Source organism: Xanthomonas sp. 3498 (assembly GCF_014199795.1).
GTDB lineage: Bacteria > Pseudomonadota > Gammaproteobacteria > Xanthomonadales > Xanthomonadaceae > Xanthomonas_A > Xanthomonas_A rydalmerensis.
In genome coordinates this window covers 493,162-517,355 of sequence record NZ_JACHOH010000001.1, presented here as the reverse complement: position 1 = coordinate 517,355, position 24,194 = coordinate 493,162, and the positions used below count along the sequence as shown (strand labels likewise).

At 70.6% G+C, this 24,194-nt stretch carries 17 protein-coding genes; 8 read left to right on the top strand and 9 right to left on the bottom strand.

What is annotated here, in order from left to right:
- Positions 1-41: 41 nt before the first annotated feature.
- Together cysK and cobA are read right to left on the bottom strand one after the other, a co-directional pair.
- Positions 42-1,001, bottom strand: coding sequence for a cysteine synthase A (gene cysK, locus GGR66_RS02045; RefSeq protein ID WP_160967612.1), 960 nt, complete (start codon positions 999-1,001; stop codon positions 42-44).
- Between the two features lie 25 nt (positions 1,002-1,026).
- Complete coding sequence (cobA, locus tag GGR66_RS02040) at positions 1,027-2,205, bottom strand: uroporphyrinogen-III C-methyltransferase (RefSeq protein WP_160967613.1); 1,179 nt, start codon at positions 2,203-2,205, stop codon at positions 1,027-1,029.
- 168 nt (positions 2,206-2,373) lie between these two features.
- Here cobA and GGR66_RS02035 point away from each other — a divergent pair, with 168 nt between their 5' ends.
- Positions 2,374-3,357, top strand: coding sequence for a LysR family transcriptional regulator (locus GGR66_RS02035; protein WP_048490360.1), 984 nt, complete (start codon positions 2,374-2,376; stop codon positions 3,355-3,357).
- Between the two features lie 526 nt (positions 3,358-3,883).
- Positions 3,884-4,471: a phospholipid scramblase-related protein gene (locus tag GGR66_RS02030; protein WP_184447035.1), complete on the top strand. Its 588-nt coding sequence runs from the start codon at positions 3,884-3,886 to the stop codon at positions 4,469-4,471.
- A gap of 265 nt (positions 4,472-4,736) precedes the next feature.
- On the opposite strand, the gene GGR66_RS02025 is transcribed toward GGR66_RS02030, so the two are convergent.
- Together GGR66_RS02025 and arsC are read right to left on the bottom strand one after the other, a co-directional pair.
- Positions 4,737-5,939, bottom strand: a complete 1,203-nt coding sequence (locus tag GGR66_RS02025; RefSeq protein ID WP_184447034.1) for a HAMP domain-containing sensor histidine kinase — start codon at positions 5,937-5,939, stop codon at positions 4,737-4,739.
- A 135-nt stretch (positions 5,940-6,074) separates the two neighbouring features.
- Positions 6,075-6,500, bottom strand: a complete 426-nt coding sequence (gene arsC / locus GGR66_RS02020; RefSeq protein ID WP_184447033.1) for an arsenate reductase (glutaredoxin) — start codon at positions 6,498-6,500, stop codon at positions 6,075-6,077.
- Positions 6,501-6,905: 405 nt separating this feature from the next.
- Here arsC and GGR66_RS02015 point away from each other — a divergent pair, with 405 nt between their 5' ends.
- The 3 genes from GGR66_RS02015 to GGR66_RS02005 all read left to right on the top strand — a co-directional run bounded on the left by GGR66_RS02015 (position 6,906) and on the right by GGR66_RS02005 (position 10,874).
- A complete protein-coding gene (locus GGR66_RS02015; protein ID WP_184447032.1) occupies positions 6,906-7,310 on the top strand; it encodes a DUF2946 family protein in 405 nt (134 codons plus the stop codon).
- 67 nt (positions 7,311-7,377) lie between these two features.
- Positions 7,378-9,441 (top strand): TonB-dependent receptor, encoded by a 2,064-nt coding sequence (locus GGR66_RS02010; protein ID WP_184447031.1) that lies wholly within the window; start codon positions 7,378-7,380, stop codon positions 9,439-9,441.
- Complete coding sequence (locus GGR66_RS02005; protein ID WP_184447030.1) at positions 9,441-10,874, top strand: PepSY domain-containing protein; 1,434 nt, start codon at positions 9,441-9,443, stop codon at positions 10,872-10,874. The genes GGR66_RS02010 and GGR66_RS02005 overlap by 1 nt, the downstream gene beginning before the upstream one ends.
- A 260-nt stretch (positions 10,875-11,134) precedes the next feature.
- Here GGR66_RS02005 and GGR66_RS02000 read toward each other — a convergent pair whose 3' ends face one another.
- From GGR66_RS02000 to GGR66_RS01990, 3 genes are all read right to left on the bottom strand, one after another.
- A complete protein-coding gene (locus tag GGR66_RS02000; RefSeq protein ID WP_184447029.1) occupies positions 11,135-11,875 on the bottom strand; it encodes a phosphoadenylyl-sulfate reductase in 741 nt (246 codons plus the stop codon).
- Positions 11,872-13,596, bottom strand: coding sequence for an assimilatory sulfite reductase (NADPH) hemoprotein subunit (gene cysI, locus GGR66_RS01995; RefSeq protein WP_184447028.1), 1,725 nt, complete (start codon positions 13,594-13,596; stop codon positions 11,872-11,874). The genes GGR66_RS02000 and cysI overlap by 4 nt, the downstream gene beginning before the upstream one ends.
- A gap of 141 nt (positions 13,597-13,737) precedes the next feature.
- Positions 13,738-15,612: an assimilatory sulfite reductase (NADPH) flavoprotein subunit gene (locus tag GGR66_RS01990; RefSeq protein ID WP_184447027.1), complete on the bottom strand. Its 1,875-nt coding sequence runs from the start codon at positions 15,610-15,612 to the stop codon at positions 13,738-13,740.
- 194 nt (positions 15,613-15,806) lie between these two features.
- Between GGR66_RS01990 and cysD the strand changes: the two genes are divergently transcribed.
- From cysD to GGR66_RS01975, 3 genes are all read left to right on the top strand, one after another.
- On the top strand, positions 15,807-16,715 hold the full coding sequence (gene cysD, locus GGR66_RS01985) for a sulfate adenylyltransferase subunit CysD (protein ID WP_184447026.1): 909 nt from the start codon (positions 15,807-15,809) through the stop codon (positions 16,713-16,715).
- Complete coding sequence (gene cysN, locus GGR66_RS01980; RefSeq protein WP_184447025.1) at positions 16,715-18,703, top strand: sulfate adenylyltransferase subunit CysN; 1,989 nt, start codon at positions 16,715-16,717, stop codon at positions 18,701-18,703. Before cysD ends, cysN begins: the two co-directional genes overlap by 1 nt.
- Positions 18,704-19,406: 703 nt before the next feature.
- Positions 19,407-22,085 (top strand): M1 family metallopeptidase, encoded by a 2,679-nt coding sequence (locus tag GGR66_RS01975; protein WP_184447024.1) that lies wholly within the window; start codon positions 19,407-19,409, stop codon positions 22,083-22,085.
- 158 nt (positions 22,086-22,243) lie between these two features.
- On the opposite strand, the gene GGR66_RS01970 is transcribed toward GGR66_RS01975, so the two are convergent.
- On the bottom strand, positions 22,244-23,365 hold the full coding sequence (locus GGR66_RS01970) for a glycosyltransferase family 4 protein (RefSeq protein WP_184447023.1): 1,122 nt from the start codon (positions 23,363-23,365) through the stop codon (positions 22,244-22,246).
- On the bottom strand, positions 23,362-24,105 hold the full coding sequence (locus tag GGR66_RS01965; RefSeq protein ID WP_160967633.1) for a polysaccharide deacetylase family protein: 744 nt from the start codon (positions 24,103-24,105) through the stop codon (positions 23,362-23,364). Before GGR66_RS01965 ends, GGR66_RS01970 begins: the two co-directional genes overlap by 4 nt.
- Positions 24,106-24,194 lie beyond the last annotated feature (89 nt).

Genomic DNA, 24,194 nt, shown 5'->3' with positions numbered 1-24,194 from the left:
CGCCGATGTGGCGCGGCGAGCGCGCAGGCGCCACGGTGCGCTTACGGCAGGCCGGCCAGCCAGTCGTCGTCGCTGCCTTCGTTGATGTCGGCGAACAGCGGCGTGGAGAAATAGCGCTCGCCGGTATCCGGCAGCATCGCCAGGATCACCGCGCCTGGCGTGGCGGTCTCGGCCACCCGCAGTGCGGTGGCGACGGTGCCGCCGCCCGAGATGCCGGTGAAGATGCCTTCCTCGGCGGCGAGGCGGCGCGACACCGCGATGGCGTCGGCGTCGTCCACGCTCAGCACGTCGTCGTAGACCTCGCGGTTGAGCACCTCGGGCACGAAGTCCGGGGTCCAGCCCTGGATCTTGTGCGGCTTCCACTCCTGGCCCTGCAGCAGGGCCGCACCGGCCGGCTCGGTGGCGGTGATGCGTACTTCCGGGCGGGCCAGGCGCAGCACTTCGCCGACGCCGGTGAGCGTGCCGCCGGTGCCCCAGCCGCTGACGAAATGGTCGAGCCGGCGGCCGGCGAAGTCGCGCAGGATCTCCGCGGCGGTGGTGCTGCGGTGGTAGGCCGGATTGGCCGGGTTGGCGAACTGCCGGGCCAGGAACCAGCCGTGCTGCTTGGCCAGTTCCTCGGCCTTGCGCACCATGCCGCTGCCACGCTCGGCGGCCGGGGTCAGGATGACCTTGGCGCCGTAGGCGCGCATCAGCTTGCGGCGCTCGATCGAGAAGGTTTCCACCATCGTCGCCACGAACTTGTAGCCGCGCGCGGCGGCGACCATTGCCAGGGCCACGCCGGTGTTGCCGGAGGTCGCTTCGACGATGGTGTCGCCGGGCTTGAGCAGGCCGCGCGCCTCGGCGTCGAGCACGATCGCCAGGGCCAGGCGGTCCTTGACCGAACCGCCGGGATTGAAGGCTTCGACCTTGACGTAGAGGTCCACGTGCGCCGGCGCCAGGCGTTGCAGCTTGACGATCGGGGTGTGGCCGATGGTGTCGAGGATGTTGTCGTAGATGGCCATGCGTGGGGTCTCCGGAAAGTGCGGGTCAGGCGGCGTGGGCCAGGGTAGGCACGGCCGGCTTCGGGGAAGGTGAGGGCGCGCGCAACGGCGCGGCGCCGAACCAGTGCAGTGTGTCGGCCAGCGCGGCAACCTCGCCGAGGATCAGCAGCGCCGGCGCGCGCACCGCATGCGCACGGGCGGTGTCGGGCAGGTCGGCGAGGGTCCCGAGCACCACCCGCTGCTCGGTGCGCGAGCCGTTCTCCACCAGCGCGAACGGCGTGCTGGCGGCGCGGCCGGCGGCGAGCAGGCGCGTGCGCACCGTGTCCAGGCCGGCCACGCCCATGTACACCGCCAGGGTCTGTCGCTCCTGCGCCAGCGCGGCCCAGTCCAGGGTGTCCAGCGAGGCCTTGCAGTGCGCGGTGACCAGGCGCAGCGACTGCGCGTGGTCGCGATGGGTCAGCGGGATGCCGGCGTAAGCGGCGCAGGCCAGTGCGGCGGTGATGCCGGGCACCACGGCGTAGTCCACGCCGTGGGCGCGCAGGTACTCCAGTTCCTCGCCGCCGCGGCCGAACACGAACGGATCGCCGCCCTTCAGCCGCACCACCCGGCGGCCGCGCCGCGCGTGTTCCAGCAGCAGCGCGTGGATCTGCTCCTGGGCGACGCTGTGGCCGTCGGCCGACTTGCCTACGGCGATGCGTTCGGTGCCCACCGGCACAAGCTGCAGGATCGCGGCGCTGACCAGACGGTCGTGCAGGACCACGTCGGCCTGGCGCAAGGCGTGCAGCGCGTGACCGGTGAGCAGGCCGGGATCGCCGGGGCCGGCGCCGACCAGGGTCACGCTGCCTGGGCGCAGCGGCGGCAGCGTCGACTCGGCGGCGGCATCCGCCGGCGTCGCCAGCGCCTCGGCCGGCAACGCCTGCGCCAGCACCCGCTTGGCGGTAGCGGCCTGCAGCGCCTGGCGGTTGGCCGCGGCGTCCTCGCTGGCGGCGATCAGGTACCAGACGGTGTCCAGCCAGGCGCTGTCGAAGGCGCCGCGCCGCCACGCCAGCCGCCCCTGCGCGGCCAGCGCGTGCAGCGTCGGGGTCAGGGCCGGTGCCGCCACCTGCGGCGCGGCACCGGCGGCGAGCAGCGCCTGCACCTGGCGCTCGGCGGCCGCGCCGCCGCCGATCACCAGCACGGCCCGGTCGCGCAGGTCCGGATACAGGGCAATCGGGGCTGGGCTCACAGGGACGGCTCGCAACGCGGGGCAGACGGGAGCGACGACCGTAGCGCCGGCTCATAGCCCCAGGAAATGACTTCATGCCCATCGCAGATAGCTTTCGGTTATAAGGTGAAAGGCCGAATTCCACTACAGTCGAGCGTCTCCGCCAGGCGGCGCCTCGCCCTCGTCCCGATGACGCTGACCCAACTCCGCTACCTCGTCGCCATTGCCGATGCCGATCTGAACATCACCCTGGCGGCGGCGCGCGTGCATGCCACCCAGCCGGGGCTGTCCAAGCAGCTCAAGCAACTGGAGGACGAACTGGGCTTCCTGCTGTTCGTGCGCAAGGGCCGCAGCCTGGAGACGGTGACGCCGGCCGGGCGCGAGGTGATCGAGCGCGCCCGCGCGGTGCTGGCCGAGGCCAACAACATCCGCACCTATGCGGCCAACCAGCGCCGCGAGAGCCAGGGCCAGCTGACCCTCACCACCACCCACACCCAGGCACGCTTCGTGCTGCCGCCGGCGGTGGCGCAGATCAAGCAGGCCTATCCGCAGGTCAGCGTGCACCTGCAGCAGGCCGCCGAGAGCGCGGCGCTGGACCTGCTCAGCCAGGGCGATGCCGACATCGCCATCGTCAGCACCGCCGGCACCGCGCCGGCGGCCGGCATCGCGGTGCCGCTGTACCGCTGGCGGCGGCTGGTGCTGGTGCCGCGCGGGCATGCGCTGGACGTACCGAAGCGGGTGCCGGACATGGCCGCGCTGGCGGCGCAGCCGCTGATCAGCTACGAATCCTCGACCCGCGCCGGCTCCTCGCTGCAGCGCGCCTTCGGCCGGCTCGGGCTGGAGCCGCGGATCGCGTTGACCGCGCTCGATGCCGACCTGATCAAGACCTATGTGCGCACCGGGCTGGGCGTGGGACTGCTGGCGGAGATGGCGGTGAGCGCCAACGACACCGACCTGCGCGCGTGGCCGGCACCGCCGGAGATTCCCGAGTGCATCGCCTGGGCGGTGCTGCCGCGCGACCGCGTATTGCGCGACTACGCGCTGGAACTGGTGCACGTGCTGGCGCCACAGATCGACACCCGCGATCTGCGCCGGGTGATGGAGGGCAACCAGCAGCCGGACTGGCCGGCGCCGCCGAGCTGGGAAGCGCTGACCCAGACCATCACCAGTTGAAGCCGGGAATGGGGAATCGGGATTGGGGAATGGCAACAGCGGCGCCGCGTTCGCGATGCGTCGATTGGCTTCGGGCAGACGTCCGGGCAAAAGACATGCGGGCAACGACACCGCGGCCTGTGCGGGATGCTGGAACGAAGACCCGCATCGATGCATCGACATGGCCGCTTGGTGCGGCTGATTAGGCCATCGCCAGCCAAGGCGCGATGAAGTCGGGAATCGGGAATGGGGAATGGCAACAGCGGCGCCCCGTGCTCGATGCGTCGACGGCTTCGGACAGGCTTCCGAGCAAAAGAAGTAGGGGCAACGGCATCGCGGCCTGTCGCTGGAATGCTGGAATGCAGACCACGCACTGGCGCGGCTGCCCGCCGCGCGCGTTGCCGCTGCCGGAGCCGCCGCCTATCATGCGGCCCGCTCTGCCACCCGGCAGACCGCGACCCTGGACGTGCCGGCGGCGGCCGGCACTGCGCCGCCGCCGTGCGGCCGCCGCCCAGGGCGCGTCGACTTCCCAACGCAAGGACGCCCGATGCATCCCGTTCTTCATCACAACCTGTTCTTCGTCAAGGAACAGGTCGGCATGTTCAAGGCCGCCAACAACTACGACGTGTTCGACCCGCACAGCAACCGCAAGCTGCTGGAATGCCGCGAGCCGAACCTGGGCGTGTTCACCAAGATCTTTCGTTTCAGCGACTACAAGCGCATGACCCCGTTCCAGGTGGAAGTGCGCAGCCCGGACGGGCAGAAGGTGCTGACGGTCAAGCGCGGGTTCTCGCTGTTCCTGTCCAAGGTCGAGGTACTGGACGAGCACGACCGGCTGGTCGGTTCCTTCAGCCAGAAATTCTTTTCCATCGGCGGCAAGTTCGATGTGCTCGATGCCCAGGGCGCGCCGGTGTGCACGCTGCGCGGCAAGTGGACCAGCTGGGATTTCCGCTTCGTGCAGGGCGAGCGCGAACTGGCGCAGGTGTCCAAGAAGTGGGCCGGGCTGGGCAAGGAACTGTTCACCAGCGCCGACAACTACATGCTGGCGATCGCCGACAGCGTACCGGCCGAGGATCCGCGGCGGATCCTGATCATGGCGGCGGTGTTGTGCATCGATATGGTGTTGAAGGAGTGATGGTGAAGCCGGGAATGGGGATTCGGGATTGGGGAATCGCGGTGAAGCCGGGAATCGGGATTCGGGATTCGGGATTCGCAAAGGCGGGATTTCCGCGGCGGCTGCGCCCAGGCCCCTCACGCTGAGCGGGCGTGGCCATTGTGAGAGGGACTTCAGTCCCGACTGCATGCGGGTCGAGCCGGACCCTTCTCCCACCGGGAGAAGGTGCCCCGAAGGGGCGGATGAGGGGGCGGGCGCCAGCGGCAGCTCCTGCGCCCGGCACGGCTCAGGCGACGGGCGCGGCCGCCGGCAGCAGCACGGTGAAGCGGGTGCCTTGGCCGGGCTGGCTGCGCACTTCGACGGTGCAGCCCAGGGTCTCGGCGGCGCGGCGCACGATCCACAGGCCGAGGCCGAGGCCGTCGCTGCGCGGGTCGGCCTGGCGGAAGGCCTGGAACAGCGTGCGCAGGCCGTCTCCGTCCATGCCGATGCCGCGGTCGATGATCTCCACCGCCACCTGGTCGCCACGGCGCCGGCAGCCGATCAGCACCTTGCCCTGCGCGGTGTATTTGACCGCGTTGCCCAGCAGGTTGCCGAGCAACGTGGACAGCAAGGGCGCACTGCTGCGCACGCGCAGGGACGTCGGCACGCTGCGCAACCGCACGCCCTTGGCCGCCGCCTGCGGCTGCCAGGTGGCCAGGATCGGTGCCAGCACGTCGGCCAGGGCCAGGTCCTGCAGCGCCGGCAGGCGCAGTTCGCCGGCGGCGGCGTTGGTGGCAAGCTGGTCGAGTCCGCTGGCGACCTGGTTCAAGGCGGCGCGCGCGGTCTCCAACGAACCATCCTGCGCGGCGTCCTGCTGGCGCTGCAGCTTGCTCAGCGCGTAGGACGCGGTGCGCAGCGGCGCCTTCAGATCGTGGCCGGCAATGGCCATCAGGCGGCTGCGGTAGTGGTTGGATTCCTGCGCCATGTGCAGTGCCTTGCGCAGTTCCAGTTGCCCCATCGCCTGGCGCGCCAGCGCACGCAGCGCTTCGATCTGCTCGTAGCTGAGCTGGCGCGGGCGCCGGTCCAGCACGCACACCGTGCCCAGGGCCAGGCCGTCTGAGGTCTTCAGCAGCGCGCCGGCGTAGAAGTGCAGGCGCATGTCGCCGGTGACCAGCGGATTGCAGGCGAAGCGTGGGTCCTCGCGGGTATCCGGCACCAGCAGCAGGTCGTCCTCGAGCAGGGCGTGCGCGCACAGCGAGGTCGCCAACGGCGTTTCGCGCGTGCCCAGCCCGATCTCGCTCTTGAACCACTGGCGCTCGCTGTCGATCAGGTTGACCACCGCGATCGGCGCCTGGCAGATCAGCCCGGCCAGCCGGGTGATGTCGTCGAACGCCGGCTCGCGCGGCGTGTCCAGGATCGCGTAGCTGTGCAGTGCGTCCAGGCGCAGCGCTTCGTTGCGGGGCTTGGCCGCGCAGTAGACCGGGTCGGCGGCGGTTTCGACGGTGGACATGCAGCGCGACTCGGGCAGGAAGGCGCGCAGTTTATGGTACCTGTCACGGTTTTTGCCGACACGGCGTTCACGCGGCGCTCGCGTGAGCTGCACCCTTGCTTAGCGAATTCGATGGAGCGTCGGCGACCCCTCGCTTCAGCCCACCCAGCGGCCCTGCGCGTCGACCAGCAACGTGCCGTCCTCCTTGGCGAAGGCGCCGCGCTGCGGCGACGGCAGGATCTCCAGCACCGTCTCCGACGGCCGGCACAGGCGCGTGCCCAGCGGGGTGACCACGATCGGCCGGTTGAGCAGGATCGGGTGTTGCTGGATGGCGTCCAGCAGCGCGTCCTCGTCCAGCGCCGGATCGTCCAGTCCCAACTCCGCGTACGGTGTGGCCTTCTCGCGGATCAGTGCGCGCAGCGGCTGGCCGCTGGCGGCCGCCAGCGCCTGCACGGTGGCGCGGTCCGGCGGCGTCTTCAGGTACTCGATCACGGTCGGTTCGACGCCGCTGTTGCGGATCAGCCCGAGCACGTTGCGCGAAGTGCCGCAGGCAGGGTTGTGGTAGATGGTGATCGTCGGCATGGGGCGGCTCGCTGGATGGACAGGACAAGGGCGGCCGGAAGGGACTGCGCTGCGCGGCCGCGGCCGATGGTGCCGCATTCGCGGCGCCATGCAAGGGCCACGCTCGTCGGACACCGCGCGTGCGCGGCGCTCGTCGTGGTCGTGGCCGGATGGGACCGGCCGGTCGTCGATCTGCAGCGACAGCGGGTCTGGCCGGGTAACCGATGGACCACCTTGCCGGGCGCCTGGCCGGCGGCAGGACGCCGCCTGAGGCCATGACGGAGGCAGGGGCCGTTGTTGACGGCCGTGGCCTGCCGACCGATGACGCGGTCCGTCCTGCACTTCCGCGACGCGGGGTGTGCGTCACTTCGCCGCACACCGCGTCGCAGGCGGTCCAATGGCCGGCACACCCTCTAGAATGCGCCGATGTTCCGTCTCCGCCAGCCGCCACCGCTCTGGGCCGCGCTTGCCGCACTGGCGCTCGGCCTGCTGCTGCTGGCGCCGCCGATCAGCCAGTGGCGGCAGGCGCAGGCCGAGGCGGCGGCGCTGCAGGACCAGGCGCTGTGCACCAGTGGCGGCCTGCGCCTGGCGGCGCTGGCAGGTGCCATGTCTGCAGCGCATGGCGGCCACCACGACGATGCCGGGCTGGCGCATGCGCCGGCCTGCGATTACTGCCTGCTCGCCGCGCGGCTGCTGCCGTGGGTGGCGCTGTTGCTGGCGCTGCTGCCCTGGCGCTGTCCGCCGGCGCCGGTGGCGGCGCTGCGCCGCCGCGTCGTCACGGCCACCGCACGCCGCGCACACCCGGTGCGCGGGCCACCGCTGTTCTCCTGATCCACGGGTTGCCGTTTCCGTGCCGCGGCGCTGCTGCGGCATGTCCTCGTGCCGATGGAGTTTCGCCATGTTCCGCTTTTCTGCCATGCCGCCGGTGGTGGCGTGCTGCTGCGTCTGTTTCGCGGCGGCCGCCCCCGCCCATGCCGCCCATGCCGCCGATGCGCCACCCGGCGCCGCCGGCGATTCCGTGCTCACCCTGGGCAAGGTCCAGGCCACCTCACCGCTGGCCGCCGGTTCCAACGCGCGCAGCGTGTTCAGTTCCGTCGACATCCTCGGCGGCGACCTGCTGCAGGACCAGCACGTGGACTACAGCTGGGAACTGCTGATGCGCGCGCCCGGCGTGCAGGTGACCCAATTCAAGATGGGCACCGACGCCGGGCGTTTTTCCTTCCGCGGCTTCAACGGCGAAGGCCGGGTCAATGCGGTCAAGTTGCTGATCGACGGCGTGCCCAGCAACGACAATGCCGGCGCCATGCCGTACCTGGATGCGGTGTTCCCGCTGGACATCGCCGCGATCGAGATCGTGCGCGGCACCAACGACCCGCGCTACGGCCTGGACGCGATCGCCGGCAGCGTCGACGTGCTGACCCGCAGCGGCGGCAACGACGGCCGCGCCAGCGTCACCGTCGGCAGCTTCGGCACCCGCGAGGTACAGGCGGCGCAGGGCATCGAGCGTGGTGCCTGGAGCCAGAACTATTTCGCCGCCTGGCGCGACAGCGACGGCTACCGCGACCACGCCGACGCGCGCAAGCACGCGTTCTCCGGCAAATGGTTCTATACCGATCCGGACGGGCGCTGGCGTGCAGGGCTCAGCGCGCGCGACTACCGCAACACGGCGTTGGAGGCGGGCTATCTCGACTACGCCACCGCGCAGCGCGCCCCGCGCAGTTCCCCCGACTATGCGCGCGACGACCGCAGCCAACGCCACACCACGCAGCTGTCGCTGCACCTGGACGCGCGCCTGGCCGACAGCGTGCAGGGCAGCGCCAAGGCGTACTGGAACCGCTACGACAACCAGCGCTGGGTGCGCTTCACCGCCGCCGGCGCGCAGCAGGAGCGCGACACCGACGAGCGCCAGCGCGGCGTGCTGGCCAGGCTCAGCTGGCGCCCGGCGCTGGCCCGCGTCGACGCCTTCGCGCTGGAGGGCGGGGTGGATGCGCAGTGGCAGGACAACATCTCGCAGCGCTACCGCACGGTGGCGCGCGTGCGCACCGCGCCGCTGCGCGACTGGGACTTCGATCTGCACACCGAAGGCGCCTACGTACAGGCGGTGCTGCGCCCGACCGCGCGCCTGCAGCTGGTGCCCGGCTACCGGGTGGATCGCGTCGGCGGGCAGTTCCGCGACGTCGCCAGCGGCGCGCGCTATCCCACCTACGCCTACGGCACGATCCGCCAACCCAAGTTCAGCGCGGTGTATGCGCTCACCGCGCAGGCCAGCCTGTACGCCAACATCGGCCGCACCTTCCAGATCGGCAGCGGCAACGGCGCCTATCGCACCCAGGCAGGCAACCTGGCGCCCTCGTTCAACGATGGCTGGGAGACCGGCCTCAAGTTCGCCGGCGCCCAGCAGCGCTGGGACGCGCGCGTGGCTTACTGGGAGCAGCGCGCTTCCGACGAAGTGGCGACCATCCTCGGCGTGAACGGCAGTGTCGGCACCGGCGAGGTCGGCAACGTCGGCAAGACCCTGCGCCGCGGCTGGGACGCGCAACTGAACCTGCGTCCGGACGAACGCTGGACGCTGTGGCTGGCGTACTCGCGGCAACGCGCGCTGATCGTCACGCCGGACCCGAGTGCGCCTGACACACGCGGCAAGGAGATCGAGAACGTGCCGCACTATCTTGCGACGGCGGGCATCGACTGGCAGGCCACGCCGCGGCTGACGCTGTCGGCCTGGGGCAATGCGCAGGGCGACTACTACGTGGAACGCAGCAACACCTTGGGCCGCTACGGCGGCTACGCGCTGGCCAATCTCGGTGCGACCTGGCGCTGGCGCGCACAGCGCGAACTGTCGCTGCAACTAAAGAACCTGACCGATCGGCACTACGTCTACGCCTGGTACGACAGCGGGTCCTCCGGCTACTCGCCCGGCGACGGCCGCGCGCTGTACGCCACGCTGAGCTGGGGTTGGTGATGACCACGAAAGCCATCACCACCGAGGCGGCGCCGGCGCGCTTCTACCGCGCGGTGTGGCGCTGGCATTTCTATGCCGGCCTGCTGGTGCTGCCGCTGCTGGTCTGGCTGGCGCTGACCGGTGCGGCCTTCGTCTACCAGCAGCCGATCGACGGCTACTTCCACCGCGCGCTGAAGACCGTGCCGGTGCCGGAGCACGCGCAGTCGTTGGCACCGCAGCGGCTGCTGGATGCGGCCCTGGCCGCGCAACCGGGCCAGGCGCTGCGCTACACCACGCCGCTGCGGCGCGATGCCTCGGCCGAAGTGACCATCGCCACCGCCGATGGTCGCCACGCGGTCGTGTACGTGGATCCGTACCGGGCGCGGGTGCTGGGTCAGTTGCCCGAGCACGGCACCGTGGCCTGGACGATCCGCCGCCTGCACAGCCTCGACTATGTCGGCTGGTTCGCCAATGCACTGATCGAGGTGGCGGCCGGCTGGGCGATCCTGCTGGTGCTGACCGGCGTGTACCTGTGGTGGCCGCGCGGGCGCCGTGGCGGCGTGACCACGGTGCGCGGGCGGCCGGCGCAGCGCGTGTTCTGGCGCGATCTGCATGCGCTCACCGGCAGCGTGGTCGGTGCGCTGCTGCTGTTCCTGGCGCTGACCGGGATGCCGTGGTCGTGGTTCTGGGGCGCGCAGGTCAACCGCCTGGCCAATGGCCACCACTATGGCTATCCGTCCGGGCTGCGGGTGGATGTGCCGATGTCGACGCAGCGGCTGAGCGACAGCGAGGTGCCAGCGTGGTCGTTGCGGCAGGCGCGCCTGCCGCAATCGTCGCCACCTGCCGCGGATCCGCATGCGGCGCACGGCGCGCACGATGGTCACGGTGAACACGGCGGCATGGCCGACATGCCGGACGCCGCGCCGGCGGCGGGCGCGATCGGCCTGGATGCAGCGGTGGCGCTGTTCCAGGCGCGCGGCATCGCGCCGGGCTACAGCGTGGCACTGCCGCGCGGCGTGCGCGGGGTCTATACCGCCTCGGTGTATCCGCCGGACCTGGCCCAGCAACGGGTGATCCATCTGGACCAGTACAGCGGCCAGGTGCTGCTGGACATGCGCTATGCCGACTACGGCCCGCTGGCCAAGACGCTGGAGTGGGGCATCAACGTGCACCTGGGTCAGGAGTACGGCGTGCTCAACCAGCTCATCCTGATCGGCGCCTGCCTGGGCATCGTGCTGCTGTGTGTGAGCGCCGCGGTGATGTGGTGGAAGCGGCGCCCGCGGGGCGGGCTCGGGGTGCCGCCGCTACCGGCGAATCGGCGCACCTTGCGCGGCGTGGTCGCGCTGCTGGCGCTGGGCGGGATGCTGTTCCCGCTGGTCGGCCTGTCCTTGCTGCTGATGCTGGCGCTGGACTGGGTGCTGGTGCTGCGGCGCGAGCCCGCGGTGGCGGCTTAGGACATCGGGGTAGCAGCCCACTGTGATTCTGCGGCGATAGGCGAAGCCATCGGCGCATCCGACTTGGCTGCAGTCGGGACTGAAGTCCCTCCCACAAGGAGGGATCAGTGGTCAGCACTGGCGTCAGGACTTGCACAGCGGACACGGGGCCGCCCTTGTAGGAGCGGCTTCAGCCGCGACCGGGGGGCATCGGAACGCCCGGTCGCGGCTGAAGCCGCTCCTAGAGTTCCTACAACAGGCCGGGCGCGTGCTGGAGCGCGTCACAGATCCTCGTGGATCCCGCACTCGCGCTTGAGCCCGAAGAAGCGGGTGTCTTCCTCGCGCATGCCCGGTTCCCAGCGGCGGGTGGTGTGGAAGTCGCCGATGGAGACGTAGCCCTGCTCCCACAGCGGGTGATAGGGCAGGTCGTGCTGCTGCATGTATTGCCACAGGTCGCGGTCGCTCCAGTCGGCGATCGGGTTGATCTTGTAGCGGTCGCCGCGCTTCTGCACGAACGGGGTCTGCGCGCGGCTGTCGGACTGGCTGCGGCGCAGGCCGGTGAACCAGGTGCCGACCTTCAGTTCGTCCAGGGCGCGGCGCATCGGCTCGACCTTGCGCAGGTTGTTGTATTGCTCGATGCCGACCATGCCCTGTTCCCACAGGCGGCCGTGGCGCGCTTCCATCCAGGCACGGCTGACCAGCGGGCGGTAGATCTTGAGATTGAGCTTGAGCCGCTCGGTGAGCGCGTCGGCGAAGCGATAGGTTTCGGCGAACAGGTAGCCGGTGTCGATCAGGATCACCGGGATGTCCGGACGCTGCCGGGTCAGCAGGTGCAAGGTGGCCGCCGATTGCGCGCCGAAGCTGGACGACAACGCGGGCTCGGCCGGGCCGTGCTGCAGCGCCCAGGCCACCCGTTCCGGCGCGGACAGCGTCGCCAGCAGCGCATTGGCGGCATCGAGATCCAGGGCTGGCGCCGGTGCGTTGGCGGAGGCGTTGTGGGAGGCAGCGGGCAGAGCGCTCATGCGTGCAGTTCCGACGGAATCAGGTGACGGTGGGTGGGGTAGGCGGGCAGTTCGACCACGCCGGTGCGGTGCAGGAAGTCGCCGAAGCGCTCGTCCGCGCCGCGTTCGCTGGCATAGCGTGCGAACAGCGGTTCCAGCGCGGCGAGGATCTCCGGCTCGGCGATGTTCTCGCGGTACAGGGTGTTGAGGCGCTGGCCGCGGTGGTCGCCGCCGAGCATCAGGTTGTAGCGCCCCGGCGCCTTGCCGACCAGGGCGATCTCGGCCAGGTACGGCCGCGAACAGCCGTTCGGGCAACCGGAGAGGCGCAGCAGGATCGGCGCGTCTTCCAGACCGTGGCGGGCCAGCAGTGGCTGCAGCTGCGCGGCGAAGGCCGGCAGGTAGCGCTCGGCCTCGGCCATCGCCAGGCCGCAGGTCGGCAGGGCCACGCAGGCCATCGCCGCGCGCGCCAGCGCGGTGGGCGCGCGGTTGCCGGCGTCCAGCGCGTGCGCGCGCACCAGCGCGTCGATCGCGGCGCGTTGCGCGGCGGGAATGCCGGCGATCACCAGGTTCTGGTTGGCGGTCATGCGGAAGTGCGCACCGTCGCCGGCGTCGCGCAGGTGCGCGGCGATCGCGCGCAGGCCACTGAGGTGCTGCGCGCCGTCGGCGTGGTCGGCGATACGCCCGGCCGGCAGCGACAGGGTCAGGTGCCAGCGGCCGTCCTCGCCAGCGTGCCAGCCGTCGCGGTCGCCATTGTGCTCGAAGGCGAAGGCGCGCACGGGCTGCAGGCGCACGCCGGCGCGGCGCTCGATCTCCGCCACCACCGTGTCCAGGCCGTGGTCGTCGATGGTGTATTTGAAGCGTGCGCGCTTGCGCACCGTGCGGTTGCCCAGGTCGCGCTGGGTGGTGACCACGGCGGTGGCGACGTCGAGCAACTGCGCGCGGTCGATGAAGCCGACTACGTTGGCCACGCGCGGGTAGGTCTCCGCGTCGCCGTGGCTGGCGCCCATGCCGCCGCCAAGACTGACGTTGTAGCCAGCCAGCGTGCCGTCGGCGTCGAGCACGCCGATGAACCCCAGGTCGTTGGCGAACACGTCGACGTCGTTGACCGGCGGCAGTGCGAAGCCGATCTTGAACTTGCGCGGCAGGTAGGCGTTGCCGTAGATCGGCTCGTCCTCCTGGCCGCTGCCGGCGACCTGCTCCTCGTCCAGCCAGATCTCGTAGTAGGCGCGGGTGTTGGGCAGCAGGTGTTCGGACACGCGCGCGGCATCGGCATAGAGCGTGGCATGCGCCTGCGAGGCCAGCGGATTGGCGGCGACCTGCACGTTGCGGTTGACGTCGCCGCAGGCGGCCAGGGTATCGATCAGCGCGGCGTTGATCGCCTGCATGGTCGCCTTCAGTTCGCGCTTGATCACCCCGTGGAACTGGAATGCCTGGCGCGTGGTGACACGCAGCGAGTGGTTGCCGTAGGTGGTGGCGATGGCGTCGAGCTTGAGCCACTGCGCCGGATCCACCACCCCGCCCGGGGTGCGCGTGCGGATCATGAACTGGTAGGCCGGCTCCAGCTTCTGCCGGCGCCGCTCCTCGCGCAGATCGCGGTCGTCCTGCTGGTAGCTGCCGTGGTACTTGATCAGGGTCTGATCGTCCTCGCGCAGCGCCCCGGTGACCGGATCGGCCAGGCTCTGCAGCAGCGACCCGCGCAGCCGCTGGCTTTTGTGCTTGATGTCTTCGACGGAATGGGACATTGAAGGGCCGGGATTGGGGAATGGGGATTCGGGATTGGTGGAGCGAGCAGACGTGTGCTGACGGATCAAAGCCTTCGACAGCAACAGGCGCGCGGATCGCCGCTTCGACGAATCCCCAATCCCGACTCCCAAATCCCGGCCTCAATAGACATCGCGCGCATACCGCCCCTCCCGCTGCAATTGGCTGAGGTAGGCCGCGGCGTCCTCGGGGCTGTGGGCGCCGTGTTCGGCGACGAGCTCCAGCAGGGTGGCGTGCACGTCCTTGCCCATGGCGATGGCGCCGCACACGTACAGGTGCGCGCCGTTCTGCAGCCAGTCGTAGACGGCGCGGCCGTGTTCGCGCAGGCGCTGCTGCACGTATACCTTGGCTGGCGCGGCGGTGCCGCGCAGCGGCTGCACGTCGCGCGAGAACGCCAGGTCCAGCCGGTGCAGTTCGCCGCTGCGCAGTGCCTGCTGCCATTCGGCCTGGTAGAGGAAATCGCGGTTGAAGTGGCGGGCGCCGAAGAACAACCAGTTGCGGCCGCTGGCGCCGCTTTCGGCGCGCTCCTGCACGAAGCCGCGGAACGGCGCCACGCCGGTGCCGGGGCCGATCATCAGGATGTCGCGGCTGCCGTCGGCCGGCACCCGGAAGCGTTCGTTGGGTTCGATGTAGACCGGCGCGCTGTCGCCTTCGGCCAAGGCGGCCAGATAGCCGCTGGCGGCGCCGCCATGGGCGTGGCCGTGGGCGTCATAGGCGAGGACGTCGACGGTGAGGTGGGCTTCGTCGCCGACCCGCTTTTGGCTGGAGGCGATCGAGTACAGCCGCGGGACCATCGGCCGCAGCGCCTGCAGCAGCGCGGCGTGGTCCCAATCCGCCGGCCAGCGACGCAGCACGTCGATCACTTGGTGATCGGCGAGCAGCGCCGCCAGGCCGGCGGTCTGGGTGGGGTCGAGCAGCTCGGTCAGCGCGGTCGCGCCGGCGCGTTCGGCCACCGCGGCGAGCAACGGGCGCGAGGCCCGGGTCAGTTCGCGGTGGCCGCTGAGCCACTCGTGCAGGGACAGTGTCTGCCCATCGGCAGTGAATTCGACGTCACCGTCCAGTCGGGTCGCGGTCAACACCGCCTCGACCAGCGCGGGCGGATTGCGATGGCGCACGCCCAAGGCATCGCCGGGTTCGTAGTGCAGGCCGCTGCCGGCCAGCGACAACTCCAGGTGGCGCACGTCCTTGTCGGCCTGGCCGTGCGCGGCGTAGCGCGGCCCCTTGAAATCGCGGCCGCTGATCGGCTGGTTCGCCAGCACCTCGGCGGCGAACGGCTGGGTGCGGCTCCACGTCGCGGCGGCGGCGCCGCGCAGCGGCGTCACCGTGGCCGATGGCGCCGCGGGCGTGCGGCCCAGCACGTCACGTGCCTGCGCCAGCGCCTGCGCGCGCCACGGCGCCGCCACCGTCTCGATCTCCAGGTCGGCCTCGCCCAGCGGCAGCAGCCGCTGCGCGCCGAGTTCGGCCAGGCGCGCGTCCAGGCGCCGGGCGATGCCGCAGAAATCGGCGTAGCTGGAATCGCCCAGGCCGAGCACGGCGTACTGCAACTGCGGCAGCTTCGGCGCGCGCCGGCCCTGCAGGAACTCGACGAAGCCGATCGCATCGTCCGGCGGGTCGCCCTCGCCCTGGGTGCTGATGACCACGTACAGCAGACGCTCGTTGCCCAACTCGCGGGTGGGATAGGCGTCGGCGCGCAGCAGGCGTACTGCCAACCCGGCGGCCTCGGCCTCGGCGGCCACCTGTTCGGCGGCGCGGCGCGCGTTGCCGGTCTGGCTGCCGTAGACGATGCTCAACTGGGGCGCGGGCGAGGGGGCCGCGGCGGCGCCGGCGACCACGGCCAGCGCTGGCGTCGTCGGCCCCTGCGCCTGGGCCAGGCCAGCGGCGTAGCCGGACAGCCACCACAGGCCGGCCGCGTCCAGGCCCTCCACGGTCCGCGCCAGCAGTGCCTTGCGCTCCTCGGGCAAGGGGCTGGGCGGCAACGCGGGCGAGGCGGCGGTCATGGCCGGTCCGATGTATGAGGAAGGGATGACCGATGTTAGGGATTCGTTGCGCGGTGCAGAAAGGAACAGGGGTTATCGGCTCATGCCCGGGGCTTATTTCTGCCGAGTGGCCAGCGGACGCACACTGCCGACCCGACTGCCACGACCGCTGCTACGCTTCGGTCCGGTCTCCACTGCCTGCCGCCGCCGTCTCGATGAGTTCGTCACCCCTGTCCCATCTCGACCGCCTCGAGGCCGAGAGCATCCACATCCTGCGCGAGGTCGCCGCCGAATTCCGCAACCCGGTGCTGCTGTATTCGGTGGGCAAGGACAGCTCGGTGCTGCTGCACCTGCTGCTCAAGGCGTTCGCGCCGGCGCCGCCGCCGATCCCGCTGCTGCACGTGGACACACGTTGGAAGTTCCGCGAGATGATCGCCTTCCGCGACCGCCGCGCCGCCGAGACCGGCGTGGAGCTGCGCGTGCACATCAATCCCGACGGCGTCGCCCAGGGCGTCGGCCCGTTCAGCCACGGCGCCAGCGTGCATACCGACGTGATGAAGACCCAGGCGCTGAAGCAGGCGCTGGACCTGTGGAAGTTCGACGCCGCCATCGGCGGCGCGCGCCGCGACGAGGAGAAGGCGCGGGCCAAGGAGCGCGTGTTCTCGTTCCGCAACGCGCACCACCGCTGGGATCCCAAGCAGCAGCGTCCGGAGCTGTGGAATCTGTACAACCCGCGGATCCACCCCGGCGAGAGCGTGCGCGTGTTCCCGCTGTCCAACTGGACCGAGCTGGACATCTGGCTGTACATCTATCGCGAAGCGATCCCGGTGGTGCCGCTGTACTTCGCCGCCGAACGCCCGGTGGTGGAGCGCGACGGCGCACTGATCATGGTCGACGACGCGCGCCTGCCGCTGCGTCCCGGCGAAACCCCGCAACTGCGCCGCGTGCGCTTCCGCACCCTCGGCTGCTACCCGCTGACCGGCGCGATCGAGTCGCAGGCCGACACCCTGGAGAAGATCATCGCCGAGATGCTGCAGGCCACCACCTCCGAACGCCAGGGCCGGATCATCGACCAGGATCCAGGCGCGTCGATGGAGCAGAAGAAGGTGGAGGGATATTTCTGATGGGCCGGGAGTCGGGATTCGGGATTGGGGATTCGCAAGAGCGCAGTTCGGCGACGGATGCGGTGTCGGGAGGGAACGCTGTTACGAATCCCCAATCCCGAATCTCCAATCCCGTAGGCGGCGACGCAGTCGCCGCCTACTTGCAACAACACGAACACAAGCCACTGCTGCGCTTCATCACCTGCGGCAGCGTCGACGACGGCAAGAGCACGCTGATCGGGCGCTTGCTGTACGACAGCAAGCGGCTGTTCGACGACCAGTTGGCTGCGCTCGGTGCCGACAGCAAGCGCCACGGCACCCGCGGTGGGGCCATCGACTATGCGCTGTTGCTGGATGGCCTGGCCGCCGAGCGCGAGCAGGGCATCACCATCGATGTGGCCTACCGCTATTTCGACACCGACCGGCGCAAGTTCATCGTCGCCGACTGCCCCGGGCATGCGCAGTACACCCGCAACATGGCCACCGGTGCGTCCACCGCCGACGTGGCGGTGGTGCTGGTCGACGCGGCCAAGGGCGTGCTCACCCAGACCCGCCGGCACAGCTACATCGTCGCCCTGCTGGGCATCCGCCACGTGGTGTTGGCGGTCAACAAGATGGACCTGGTCGACTTCGCCCAGGCGACGTTCGAGACCATCGCCAGCGAGTACGGTGCGCTCGCCGCGCAACTGGGCATCGCCGACGTGCAGTGCATTCCGCTGTCCGCGTTGGAGGGCGACAACTTGTCGCAGCGCTCGCCGCGCATGCCCTGGTACGCCGGTCCGGCGCTGCTCGAGCATCTGGAAGGCGTGCAGCTGGATGCGCGCGGCGGCGACAGCGGCCTGCGCCTGCCGGTGCAGTGGGTCAACCGCCCGCACGCGCAGTTCCGCGGCTTCGCCGGCACCGTGGCGGCCGGTACGGTGCAGCCCGGCGATGCGGTGGTGGTGCTGCCGTCGGCGCGGCGCGCGCAGGTGGCGCAGGTGCTGATCGGCGCCGAAGCGGTGCCGCGCGCGGTGGCCGGGCAGGCGGTGACGCTGACCCTGACCGAGGAGATCGACGTCAGCCGCGGCGACGTGATCGCCGCCGCCGGCGATCCGCCGGAGGTGGCCGACCAGTTCGCCGCGCACGTGCTGTGGATGGACGATGCCGCGCTGCTGCCCGGCCGCCCGTACTGGCTGAAGATCGGCGCGCGCACCGTGGCCGCCAGCGTCACCGAGATCAAGCACCGCATCGACGTCAACACGCAGGAGCGGCTGGCGGCCAAGCGCCTGGAACTCAACGAGGTCGGCTACTGCAACCTGGCGCTGGACCAGCCGATCGCCTTCGCCCCGTACGCGCAGGACCGCACACTCGGCGGCTTCATCCTGATCGACCGCCACAGCAATGCCACCGTCGCCGCCGGCACCCTGGATTTTGCGCTGCGCCGCGCCGGCAACGTGCACTGGCAGCACCTGGACGTGGACAAGGCCGCGCGCGCGCGGATCAAGGGACAGACGCCGAAGGTGCTGTGGTTCACCGGCCTGTCCGGCGCCGGCAAGTCGACCATCGCCAACCTGGTCGACAAGCGCCTGCACGCACTGGGCTACCACACCTTCATCCTCGACGGCGACAACGTCCGCCACGGCCTGAATCGCGACCTGGGCTTCACCGACGAGGACCGGGTCGAGAATATCCGCCGCGTTGCCGAAGTGGCCAGGTTGATGACCGACGCCGGCCTGATCGTGCTGGTCAGCTTCATCTCGCCGTTCCGCGCCGAGCGGCAACTGGCGCGCGAGCGCTTCGGCGAGGGCGAATTCCTCGAGGTGTTCGTCGACGTGCCGCTGCCGGTGGCCGAGGCGCGCGACATCAAGGGCCTGTACGCCAAGGCGCGCGCCGGCCTGATCCCCAACTTCACCGGCATCGATTCGCCATACGAAGCGCCGGAGCGGCCGGAACTGCACCTGCATGCCGATGGCGACAATGCCGAAGCGCTGGCCGCGCAGGTGCTGGCGGCGTTGGGGCTGCAGGACTGAGGCGGGGAGCGAGGTTTTGCCGCTGGCGTGCCGGTGTCGATCATGTCGCCGTGCCCCTGTAGCGCCTTTGTAGGAGCGGCTTCAGCCGCGACCAGGCTTTCCCGGTAAAGTCCGGTCGCGGCTGAAGCCGCTCCTACAATCCAACTGCCGCCGCAACAAAATGAGCAATAGCAACGGCTTTCGCCCTTGCGGGCGAGTTACTTTGATCAGCCTTCGGCTGCTGAGAAGCGCTTCTTTTCTCGCGCAAAGAAAAAGGTAACCAAAAGGAGCGCTTTACCACAGCCGAAGGCTGGTCAAGCGCGCCCTGCCTTGCGGAAGGGAACCGGCAAGTCAAAGCCGAAGCAACAGCGATAGCAAAGCGAATGCGCTGCACTTGGTGGCCCACGTCGCCTGTTGATCGTGGTGGGCACGCAACACCGCTGCTCTCCTCAGCAGCCGCAGGCGCCTTTCGCGCGTGCGGAACGACTCCTGCCGGGACTTGCGATACGTTGGCCGAGTTCACTGTGGGAGGGACTTCAGTCCCGACGCCTTTCAAGGGTGGGTGCACAGCAGGAATCGTTCGTCGCGGCTGCATGGCAGTTGATTCCTACGACGAACTGCTCCCCCGCGCGAGCGCTAGTGTTGTCCCACTGACCGTCATCACGTGACAGCCGCGGCCGCGCATGCTTAAGTCGTCGCCCTCCTCATCGGCGAAGACCCATCCATGCCAGCTCTGTCCCGTCGCGTGCTGTTCTCCGTCCTCGCGCTGTGCTGCGGCGCGGCCTGCGCGCAGGCGCCCGATGCGGTGCCGAGCGGGCGCCTGCCGGATTGGGCGGTGCCCGAGCACTATGCGCTGGACCTGAAGATCGATCCGGAGCGCACCGACTTCGACGGCACCGCCACCTTGCGCGTGCGCCTGGAGCGCGCTTCCGACCACCTGTGGCTGCACGGCAAGGAGCTGCGGGTGCGCAAGGCCACGCTGCGCACCGCCGACGGCGCCGCGTTCCCGGTGCGTTACGCGCAGGCCGACGCGCAGGCCGGTGTGGCCCGCATCGCCTTCGGGCGCACCCTGCAGCCGCAGGAGCTGACCCTCACCATCGTCTACAGCGCGCCGTTCAACCAGCAGTTGCAGGGTCTGTATCAGGTCAAGGCGCAGGGGCATGCCTACGCCTTGACGCAGATGGAACCGATCAGCGCGCGCTATGCCTTTCCCGGCTTCGACGAGCCGGCGCTGAAGACCCCGTTCGCGCTGCGCCTGACCGTGCCCGACGGCGAGCAGGCGCTGGCCAATACCCGCGCCGAGTCCACCGAGCCGTCCGGCAAGGGCTGGAAGACGGTGCGCTTCGCCGAGACCGTGCCGCTGCCGACCTATCTGGTGGCCTACGCGGTCGGGCCGTGGGACGTGGTCGACGGACCGGCGCTGCCGGCCACGCCGCAGCGCCCGCAGTCGATTCCGCTGCGCGGCGTGGCCGCGCACGGGCAGGGGCCGCGCATCCAGCGCGCGTTGCAGCAGACGCCGGACATCATCGCCGCGCTGGAGGACTACTACGACTTCGGCTATCCGTTCGACAAGCTGGACCTGGTGGCCGCGCCGGACTTCTCCGCCGGCGCGATGGAGAACCCCGGCTTCGTCACCTTCCGCGACTGGCTGCTGCTGTTGGACGACGATTCGCCGCGGCACAACGTCGAGGGCTCGTTCAACGTCACCGCGCACGAACTGGCGCACCAGTGGACCGGCGACACGGTGACCATGGCCTGGTGGAACGACCTGTGGCTCAACGAGGCCTTCGCCACCTGGATGCAGCAGAAGATCACCATGCGCCTGCGTCCGCAGTACCGCGCCGACCTGGACCGCATCAGTGCCGCGCAGGACGCGATGAACAACGACAGCCTGGTCAGCGCGCGCAAGATCCGCCAGCCGATCACCGGTAACGGCGACATCGAGACCGCTTTCGACAGCATCACCTACCGCAAGGGCGCCGCGGTACTGGGCATGTTCGAGCAATTCGTCGGCGAGGACACCTTCCGCAGCGGCATGCGCAGCTACATCCGCGCGCACCGTTTCGGCAACGCCACTGCCGACGATCTGGTCGACGCCATCGCCGCCGCCGCCGGCAAGGGCGAGGATTTCAAGGCCGCGTTCCGCAGCTTCCTCGATCAGCCGGGCGTGCCCTACCTGCAGGCGCGGCTGCAGCCGGCGTCGGGCGGTGCGGTGCTGCAACTGCACCAGCAGCGCTTCCTGCCGCTGGGCTCGCGCGGCAGCGCCGCGCAGACCTGGGGCGTGCCGGTGTGCGTCAAGTACGGCACGCGCCAGGGCGTGCGCCGCGCCTGCCAGATGCTGTCGGCCAGCGACGGCCGCCTCGCGCTCGCCGGCGCCGATGCCGACAGTTGGGTGATGCCGAACGCCGGCGGCACCGGCTACTACCGCTTCGCCCTGCCCAAGCCGCAACTGGCCGCGCTCGGCCGTCATCTCGATGCGATCGACGACGCCGAGAAGCTGGCCTACGCCGATGCCATCGACAGCGCCTTCCGCACCGGCGACGCCGACACCGCCGACGTGATCGCGGCGATGCGGCAACTGGCGCCGGCCAAGGCCACGGCGGTGGCCACCGCGATGAACGATCGCATCGCGTGGATCTGGCGGGTGCTGGCGCGCGACGAGGCGCAACGGGATGCGCTGCGCTTGGCGACCGAAGCCGCGTTCGGTGCACGCCTGCAGGCGCTTGGCTATCAGCGCCGCGCCGGCGATAGCGACGAGGATGTGGCGCTGCGCTCCAACCTGGCCGAGTTGCTCGGCGTGACCATGGGCGTGCCGGCGGTGCGGCAGGCGCTGCTGGCCCAGGGCGATGCGGTGCTGGCCGGCAAGGGGAGCACGTTGGAGTTCGCCGCCGCCAACCCGGATCTGCTCGTCGCAGCACTGACCGTGGCGGTGCAGGAGCGCGGTGCGCCGGCGGTGGACGCGTTGATCGCGGCCTTGCGTGGTCATGGCGAGCCGGCCCAGCGCAACGCGATGATCGCCGCGCTCGGTGCCGTGCGCGATCCGCAGCAGTTGCAGAAGGTGCGCGATTTCGCCCTGACCGATGCGATCAAGGTCGGCGAGATGGCCAGCCTGTTGATGGGCGGGCATGCCGAGCCGGCGACGCATGCCTCGATGTGGCCCTGGTACACGGCCAACTTCGATCGCATCGTGACGCGCTCCGGTTCCTTCGACGGCGGCCGCCTGCCGGCGCTGGCCGCCGCCGGTGGCTGCGACGCCGCCGAAGCGGATCGACTGGAGGCGTTCTTCACGCCGCGCCTGAAGGCGCTCAGCGGCGCCGACCGCGGCCTGGCGCAGACCGCCGAAACCATTCGCCTGTGCAGTGCGCTGCGCGAGCGGCAGCACATCGCCGGCGCGCCGCGCTAAGCACGCCGAACGGGCGCGGCGCAGGCCGCGCCACGCGCGCGCTGCTGGCGCCGTACACCCGCTCGCCGGATACGCTGCAGCAGCGGCTGCAGCCACTGGAAGCGCAGACGCCGCCGGTCGGCGGCCCCGCCTGGGCGGCGGCGCGCAGGCCGGTTCGCTCAGGCCGGATCGGTGTGCGACGGCGCCAGCGGTCGCGGCGCGCAGCGCGGTTGCTGCAGCAGGTGCACGAACTGCGCGGCGATCACCGCGCCGCCGAAATGGCGCTGCACGAAGTCGCGCCCGGCCTGGCCCATGCGCTGGCGGCGTTCGCTGTCGCACAGGCGCAGGATCGCATCGCGCCAGCCGTCCACGTCGCCGGGCGTGAGCAGTTCGCCGCTGACCCCGGGGTCCAGCGTCTCTGCGGTACCGCCGACGTGGCTGGCCAGTACCGGCACGCCACTGGCTTGCGCCTCCACCGAGACCCGGCCGAAGGTTTCCGGCGCCAGCGACGGGAACGCCAGCATCGACATCGCGTTGTAGTACGGCGTGGTGTCGTTGACCCAGCCGACGAAGCGGTGGCGCTCGCCGTGCGGCTGCGCCGCGGCCTGCGCCTGCAGCTGCGCCGCGTCCGGGCCGTCGCCCAGCCACAGGCAGTGCAGCCGCGGCTCCTGCGCCATCGCCGCCGAAGCGGCCTCCAGCAACGGGAAGATGCCCTTGCCGGCGTGCATGCGCCCGCTGTAGCCGAGCACGATCGCGTCCTCGGGCAACCGCTGCGCGGCGCGGATGGCGCGGCCGCGTTCCGGATCCGGGCGCAGCCGTTCCATGGTCACCGGGTTGTACAGCACCTGCACCAGCGCCTCGGGCACGCCGCATTCCAGGTAGGCCTGCCGCGCGTAGTGCGACACCGCGAAGAAGCGCGCCGCCAGGCGCGGGATCGCGTAGCCGGACAGCGCGCTCATCGCCGGCGTGCGGTGGCGGAACAGCGCGACGGGGATGCCCAGCGCGCGCCCGGCCAGCAGCAGCGGCCAGTACTCCTTGCCGAAGTTGCCGACCAGCCAGTCCGGTCGGCTGCGCCGCGCCACCCGCAGCAGCGGTCCGTAGCCGTCGGGGTCGAGCACGTTGCGGAAGTGCCCGACGTGCACGGTGATGCCGCTGCGGCGCAACTCGTCGGCGATCAGGCCGCCCTCGCAGGCGATGACCTCCACTTGGTGGCCGACGCCGGCCAGCGCCTGCGCCAGCGCCACGAAATGCGTGGCCGCGCCGGTGTTTTCGGGATTGGTGCCGACGAACAGGAATTTCATCCGCGGCGGTCCTCGTAGGCGGTGAACGCGCGCAGCGCGAACTGCGGCAGCAGGTGATGCCGCGCGACCTGGATGCGCGGGTAACGCATCGGGTCCGAGCCGGCCAGCGCGCGGCCGCGGCGGGTGCTGGTGGCGGCGGTGTAGCCGGCCTCCCGCACCACGTCGGCGACGCGGTCGTCGACATCGCCGTAGGGGTAGCAGAACTGCGGCACCGCCTCGCCGAGCAGGTCCTCCAGCTCGCGCTTGCAGCCGCCGATCTCCTCGCGCAGGGCCGCATCGCTGCAGCCGGTCAGGTGCGGGTGCGAGCGGGTGTGCGCGCCGATTTCCATGCCGCCGGCGCGCCACTGGCGCAGCTCGGCGAGGTTCATCAGCGGCTTCTCGATGCCGAGCTTCTGCGCATCCCACACGTTGTGGCGGCCGATGCAGCCGCTGACCATGTACACCGTGGCGGTGAAGCCCAGCCGCTGCAGCACCGGCAACGCCGCCTGCAGGTTGTCCAGGTAGCCGTCGTCCAGGGTGACCACCGCGATCTTCCCCTCGCGTTCGCCGCGCAGGTAGGGCATGGCGTCGGACATGGACACGCCGCGGTAGCCCAGCCGCTGCAGCAGGCGCATCTGCCGGGCGAAACGGCCGGGGCTCACGTACAGGCTGCGGTACACCTGCAGGTGGCGCGGCGCCTCGGCCACGTTGTGGTACATGAAAATCGGAATGCGGGCCGTGGCGGCGGTGTCGGAAGGCATCGGGGAACGGCTCGGTGACGGAAGGGCGATGTGCGGCGCGGGAGTCTACCGGGCCTGGCTTTCGCTGGTCTGTCGGGTAAAACCCTCAG